General features: G+C 38.2%; 5 protein-coding genes. 1 reads left to right on the forward strand and 4 read right to left on the reverse strand.

Annotation, left to right across the window (positions count from 1 at the left end; translation table 11 throughout):
• Nucleotides 1-1725: diguanylate cyclase (locus RQ763_RS08700; RefSeq protein WP_314152417.1), on the forward strand; the 1725-nt coding region annotated here is incomplete at its 5' end.
• Here the strand turns inward: RQ763_RS08700 and RQ763_RS08705 are convergent.
• The 4 genes from RQ763_RS08705 to RQ763_RS08720 all read right to left on the reverse strand — a co-directional run.
• Complete coding sequence (locus RQ763_RS08705; RefSeq protein ID WP_314152418.1) at nt 1720-2781, reverse strand: diguanylate cyclase; 1062 nt, start codon at nt 2779-2781, stop codon at nt 1720-1722. The genes RQ763_RS08700 and RQ763_RS08705 overlap by 6 nt on opposite strands.
• Before the next feature lie 119 nt (nt 2782-2900).
• Entirely contained in the window at nt 2901-3833 is a 933-nt protein-coding gene (locus tag RQ763_RS08710) for a cation diffusion facilitator family transporter (RefSeq protein WP_314152419.1), read from the reverse strand.
• Nucleotides 3834-3864: 31 nt separating this feature from the next.
• Entirely contained in the window at nt 3865-4617 is a 753-nt protein-coding gene (locus RQ763_RS08715; RefSeq protein WP_314152420.1) for a TonB family protein, read from the reverse strand.
• 198 nt (nt 4618-4815) lie between these two features.
• On the reverse strand, nt 4816-5866 hold a 1051-nt coding region (locus RQ763_RS08720; protein ID WP_314152421.1), incomplete at its 5' end, for an ammonium transporter.

Genomic DNA, 5866 nt, shown 5'->3' on the forward strand with positions numbered 1-5866 from the left:
ATGTTTAAAAAAGATATAATAATCAACACTATTATTGTTTTTTTTCTTGCTCTGCTTACATATTTTTACTATAAAGTCCGAAAGAAACAGAAGAGCTTTGAAAAAAACAACAAGACACTAAATGAGATACAGCACATTGCAAAGCTTGGCTCATGGGAGCTTGATGCAAAGACAAACAAGCTAACATGGAGCGATGAAATATATAATATTTTGAATACGCAACCTCAATCTTTTGAACCTACTTATGAGATTTTTCTCAACTATGTTCACCCTGATGATAAAGAGAGGCTAGACAAGGCTTGGAGAGATTCAATAGATACAAAAAGCGTCTATCAACTTCAGCACAGAATTATAAAAGAGGACAAATCTATAGCATATCTGAATGAGTATGCGCATCACTCGTATGACGAAAAAGGCAGACATATCCACTCGGTTGGAACCGTTCATGATATAACGAATATAATTGAGTATGAAAAGAAGATCTCCTCTATACAAAATGAGCTTCAATCCATAGTCAATCATATTCCTGACATCATCTTTAGATCTAAAACTGATAGCGACATGACCATGTTATTTATAAACAGTGCCGTACATAAAATCACCGGATATAAAGCTCAAGGATTTATCTTAAACAGAGTAAGAAACTACAGAGATATAATTCACCCCCAAGATAGAGAAGCTGTTGAGGCAACAATTAAAAATGCGGTAAAAAACGACAAAGAGTACTCCATAGAGTATAGGATTATAAACTCGCTCGGAGATACTGCGTGGGTTAAAGAGAGCGCTAAGATTAGCATGGACGAAAATGGTGTGGAGAGCATTGAAGGAGTTATCACTGACATCACACATCAAAAAAACAACTTGGATAAACTTCGCAAATTTATAGATATTCAAGATAGCATCGTTCTTTTGACAGACTCTACAAGAATACTCTTTGCCAATCAGAAATTTTTCGATTTTTTCGGATACAAAGATTTGGAAGATTTCTCAAAAGAGTACCACTGTATAAGCAATCTCTTTGTAAAGGACGACACATTCTTCCATACCGGCAGAATGCTTCCAAAAGAGGAGCACTGGATAAGAAGTCTGCTAAATCTCCAGGGCAGAGAGAAAATCGTATCGATGCTAAATAAAAATAAAAAACCTCATGCTTTTTCGGTCTCCATAAATAACTACGATCCGCAAACGTACATAATAAACTTTAGCGATATAAGCGACACTATGTTTGAAAAGCTGCAGCTGAAGCAAAAAGCGATTAAAGACCCACTTACAGACGCTTACAACAGAGCATTTTTTGACTCCTCAATACAAAGTATTATCAATAACAACGAGAAGCAAAACGGCAAAACAGGAATCATACTCTTTGACATTGACTATTTTAAAGATGTAAATGATAACTATGGACACAATGCCGGCGATGAAGTTTTAAAAACGCTTGTCAAGCTAGTGGAACGCTATATAAGAAAAGAAGACAAGCTTATTAGATGGGGCGGAGAGGAGTTTATTGTAGTTATGTATGCCAAAACCGTAGAAGATGTTCTAAGACAGGCAGAGCACTTAAGATTTGTTATACAAAACCACAAGTTTGACGACCTTCCTTCCATAACATGCAGTTTTGGAGTTGCCCTTCATGAAGATAACAATAAAATTGAAGAGAGTATCAAAAGAGCGGATGATAAGCTCTATGAGGCAAAAAGAGGCGGCAGAAATCAGGTTATGTCATAAGGAAATCACCCTGTTTCTTCCTTGATTTTTCGCTCTATATAAGGCGGAATCTGCCCGCTCAGTAAGAGTCTCTGCACTCTCTTTATCTTCATAAAAAGCAATACCGAAGCTACATGTGAGAGTAAGTTCTTTAACAAACAAAGAGTCCTCTATTGTTTTTCTTAACTTTTCCGTTAGAGCGGTCGCACTTTTACTGTTCGTCTGGGGAAACAAAATGACAAACTCCTCTCCTCCCCATCTTGCAAAAATGTCGGCATCCCTTATATTTTTCTTTACAATATCAACAATCCCTTGCAAAACCTCATCGCCGATACCATGACCATGGTTATCGTTGACATCTTTAAAGTGGTCAATGTCAAACATTATAAGGGTCAATGGAGTTTTATATCTTGAGGCACGCTCTATTTCAGTCTTGAATATCTCATCAAATTTATGACGGTTGTATATGCCTGTAAGCTTATCCGTTGTTGCAAGTTTTTCAAGATTTTTTTCCATCTCTATTCTTTTTGTTATGTCGATGCAGATGCCTGAGATAATATTTCCCTCAATATGCGCACTGATTTGTATAACCTTCTCTTCTCTGTTTTTTGTTAAAAAATTCATCTCAATATTGTCAACCCTGCCATGCTCTCTAAGCGCAGAGAGAAGACAAGCTCTTTGCGCTGGATCTTTATATGCGTTGATAATATTTTCACCTCTTAGCTCATCGAGTGATTCGTAGCCCATTATTTCAATTAAAGAGCTATTTACATAAAGCAGTTCTCCCTCAATGGTTGTAATAAAAATACCAATTTGTGAGTTTTCTACCAAGCTTCTATACTCTTTTTGGGATATTTCAAACTCTTTGATTTTATTATTGTTTTTCTTAAGGCACTCAGTATTTTTGGTATTTCTAAAAGAGCTCTTTATTAAGAAATATACAGCCACAAGGGCAATTAGCATAGCTATAGTAGCATATATAATAAGAAAATCTTTGTTCAGAGTAAGATAGCTGTAGAGGAGTATTGCTACAATAAGAGTGGTAAAAATAGCGATTAAAACTTTTTTTAACGACATAACGGACCTCTTTTTGTAAGCTTAGCTTTGGCGCCGTATAAAACACTATATTTTGTCATTCTAACGTTATAGTATTAAAAAATACTTCATTAAAATTATTACTTTAATCCTTTATTAATTTATTTAGCATACTCTATCTGTATGGTTGCGTGTGCTATAAGAAATTTTTGCTCTAAAAATCTGCCGACATTGACAATGGTGTCACTGTATAAACCCTGCTCTTTTGCTTCCAAGACTACATGACAGGTTAAGTAGTAGTAGTTGTGCGAAATTTCCCAGCAGTGAATATCGTGGACATCGGCGATGTATTCAAACTCCTCTAAAATCGCACCTCTTATCTCCTCTATGTTATATGGCGAACCCTCCAGAAGAATATGCACGGAATCCATGAGCAGACTTTTTGCCCACTTTGCTATTACAAGAGCTACAAGCAGAGCCAAGATGGTATCAAGTATATAAAACTGTGTATAGTAGATAACTACGGCTCCTACGATAATCGCTGCAGAGGAGATTGTATCTGCCATCATATGCAAAAATGCGGCTTTAATATTTATGTTCTCATGATTTGCCCTAAGGAGAATAAGCCCCGTAATCACGTTTACTACCAAACCCAAAGTCGCTATTATGATGGTAGCACTTGCGAGTATCTCCTCTGGATGCAAAAGTCTCATTATCGCCTCATAAACTATCCACGCAACAGAGAGAGCTATCGTCAAACCATTTATAAAAGCCGCTAAAACTTCAGCCCTAAAGTAGCCAAAGGACTTCTCCTCATCAATGACTTTTGTAGAGATAACAAGTGCGAAGAGGGAGAGCCCAAGCGCAAAAGCATGCGTAAACATATGGATGGCATCGCTGATAAGAGCCAAAGAATTTACATAGATACCGCCTACTATCTCAACTATCATAACCACAAAAGTTATAACAAAAGAGATTTTTAAAAGCTTTTTATCTTTAGTGGCACTATGGTCATGTGAATGTCCATGCGCCTCTTCATGTACCTTATTTGCCAGAGGGTGATGATGGTGATTATCGTTATATTTGCATACCACTGTATTTGTTTCCTATTTTTAAAATATCTCGTCAATTCAAGCTATAGTCTATCGGTAGTGTTAGAATTATATTGGTTCTGGGTTTTGGAAATTTTCCAGAGAGTTCTTCTATGGTTTTTAGTGCCGCACGGCTTAAAATATCACTGCTTGAGTCTATTATTTTAATATCGTCCACTTTTCCATCCGGGCACAAAGTAAATTTAACGCTAACTCTGCCCGTAATATTTCTCTTTCTTGCCGCCATCGGGTAGTAGAGGTTGTCTCTTATAAGTGCGCTTATCATTTGCGTATTTACTTTAAGATACTCCTGCGTCTCATCTACTTTTTTAATCTGTTTGGGCTCCGCTTTTTGCTCTTTTGGCTCTTCGGGCACCTTTTTTTGAGCGGTTGCAACAATCTGCTCTATCTCTACTTGTTCTGCTATTATACTTTTTTCTTCGATTATCTCTTCTTTAACTACTTCGCTCTTTTGTATCTCTTGCACTTTTGGCAAAGATTTTTCTACTACAATCTCTTTTTTTGGGGGTTTTGGCTTGGGAAGCTGTTCTACTTTTTTCTCTACTTTCTTCTCTATCTCTTTTTTTGGCTGCTCGATTTTCTTCTGCTCTTTTTTTGGTTCTACCTTCTTTTGTTCATTCTTAACATTGCGTAGCTGTAGGCACAAAGACTCTTCCAGACACTCCTCTTTGGTCTCTATGTAACTGCTCCATGCAAAATATGCACCAAACAAGAGAGTCAGATGAACAACAACAGAGATAAAAAAGGAGCTGGAGTGTCTAATCATAAGAGAGATAGTAACAAAAAGATTGTTACTACTTTGTTAAATGCGTTTCATACTAAAGCTAACCTTACGCACTTTTGCAAAAAAATTCGTAAAATACTCTATAAATCTCGAAAAACTTTTTTTTCGTAGCTTCAGGGGGTTACAAGGGACATCTTGTCCCTGCCACTAAAACGGACGAGTTCGTTTTAGTGCGTAACATCAGATTGAACTTTTAAATTCAGGGTAGGACTCAACCCCGCACTCGTTAATATCCATGCCAACAAGTTGCGCTTCATCGCTTGCTCTAAATTTTGAAAACTTATTGATGAGAAATAAAACAGCATAAGAGACGCTAAAAGCAAAAACTCCTATAACAACGACCCCTTTTAGCTGCGATACAAAAGAGACATCCTTGACAAAAATTCCAACGGCCAAAGTTCCCCATATGCCATTTACCAAATGCACAGAGAGCGCTCCAACAGGGTCATCAAGACGAAGTTTGTCAAAAATCGGAACTGCAAAAACAACCAAAGCGCCCCCGATTGCACCAACCAAAATCGGCGTGTAGATGTCATACAAATCAGGTCCTGCAGTCACCGCAACCAAGCCGCCTAAAGCCCCGTTTAGTATCATGGTAATATCAAGAAGTTTATATCTGATATGCATCAGTATTGCGGCAATAATAGCGCCGCTGAGTCCTGCCGTATTTGTGTTCATAATGGTTTTTGCGACAAGGTTTGCATCTTCAACACTTGAGATTGAGCCTACGCTTCCGCCGTTAAACCCAAACCACCCTATCCAAAGAAGAAGCGCTCCTAAAACAACAAGCGGAATATTTGAAGCGGGGATTACTCTGATCTTACCGCCGACATAACGCCCTTTTCTTGCGCCGATGATGAGAATAGCCGCCAAAAGAGCCCATCCGCCTGTTGAGTGAATGACACTAGAACCTGCTAAATCATGCATCTCAATATCTAGCAGAGTTCCCGCAATCATATCCGCTCCCCAGCTAATATTTACGACAAGCGGATAGATAACGGCTCCCATAACAACGGTAAAAATAGCCAAAGGAATTATACGCACGCGCTCGCTAACACCGCCGCTCATGATGTTTACCGTTTTGCCTACAAATGCCATCTGAAACATGAAAACAGCCCAGATACTGCTAGAGACACTATCCCAACTGCCAAAAGCAAGTTTATACCCGACAAGCAAAAACGCCAAAGATGCAACCGCATATATCATCACGTTTATCGTAAGAACCGCCGAG

The sequence above is a fragment of the Sulfurimonas sp. genome (assembly GCF_032250635.1).
Taxonomy (GTDB): domain Bacteria; phylum Campylobacterota; class Campylobacteria; order Campylobacterales; family Sulfurimonadaceae; genus Sulfurimonas.

What these genes read in the sequence shown, in the direction of transcription:
- RQ763_RS08715 (WP_314152420.1), bottom strand. Translation starts at nt 4,617, where the DNA reads ATGATTAGACACTCCAGCTCCTTTTTTATCTCTGTTGTTGTTCATCTG.
- RQ763_RS08705 (WP_314152418.1), bottom strand. Translation starts at nt 2,781, where the DNA reads ATGTCGTTAAAAAAAGTTTTAATCGCTATTTTTACCACTCTTATTGTA.